Source organism: Paenibacillus jamilae, from assembly GCF_050482105.1.
GTDB classification, from domain to species: domain Bacteria; phylum Bacillota; class Bacilli; order Paenibacillales; family Paenibacillaceae; genus Paenibacillus; species Paenibacillus jamilae_B.
On the sequence record NZ_JBCNHI010000086.1, the window covers coordinates 1 to 1,002 of the forward strand.

The following is a 1,002-nucleotide window of genomic DNA, read 5'->3' on the forward strand; positions in this document are numbered from 1 at the left end:
GCGCGCCTGATGCGACTGGAAACCATCCCGCTGACCAACAACGGCAAGATCGACCGCAAGGCCTTGCCGGAGCCGGAAGGCAGCATTCATACAGGAGCCGCCTATGTGGCCCCACGTACGAAGGTGGAGCAAGTACTGGCTGCGGTATGGGCCGGAGTGCTCGGCGTAGAAGCCGTAGGCACGCAGGATAATTTCTTTGATCTGGGCGGCGATTCGATCAAGGCCCTGCAAGTATCGTCTCGCTTGCTGCAAGCCGGCTATCGATTGAACATGAAGGATCTCTTCAGCTACCCGACGGTAGCGGCACTCAGTCCGTTGCTTCAGACCGATGGCAAGTTGGCCAGTCAGGAAGAGGTAGCAGGCCAGGTGGAGCTGACACCTATTCAGCGCTGGTTCTTCGAGCAGCAGCCGGCTGATCTGCACCACAGCAACCAGGCGATGATGCTGTACCGAGCTGGGCGCTTTGACGTCAATGCGCTGCGCCGTACGATGGACCGTATTGTCCAGCATCATGACGCACTGCGCACGGTATTCCGTGAGACGGAACAGGGCTATGTTGCTTGGAACCGCAGTGTAGAGGAAGGCGAGTTATACACGCTGGACATTGTAGATTTCAGCGGAGTGGAAGACGAATCCGCCGCTGTTGAAGCTAAAGCGAGTGAAATTCAAGCCAGCATTCCCTTGAGCGCGGGTCCGCTTGTGAAGCTCGGTCTGTTCCATTGCGCTGAGGGCGACCATGTATTAATCGTCATTCATCATTTGGTTGTGGACGGTGTATCGTGGCGTATTTTGCTGGAGGATCTGGCATCCGGCTATGAACAGGCTGTTGCAGGTCAAACAGGCACAGCTATCCGACTGCCGCATAAAACAGATTCATTCCAGGTATGGGCCAAACAGCTGTCAGCCTATGCAAGCAGTGCGGCGATGGAGCGGGAGCTGGCATACTGGCAGCATATCGAACAAGCCGAAGCAAGTCTTGCGCAGCCTTTGCCGAAGGATTTT

1 protein-coding gene is annotated in these 1,002 nt (G+C 56.1%); it reads left to right on the forward strand.

Features of this window, described 5'->3' with window-relative positions:
* Positions 1–1,002: condensation domain-containing protein (locus ABEW32_RS26505; RefSeq protein ID WP_430193287.1), on the forward strand; the 1,002-nt coding region annotated here is incomplete at both ends.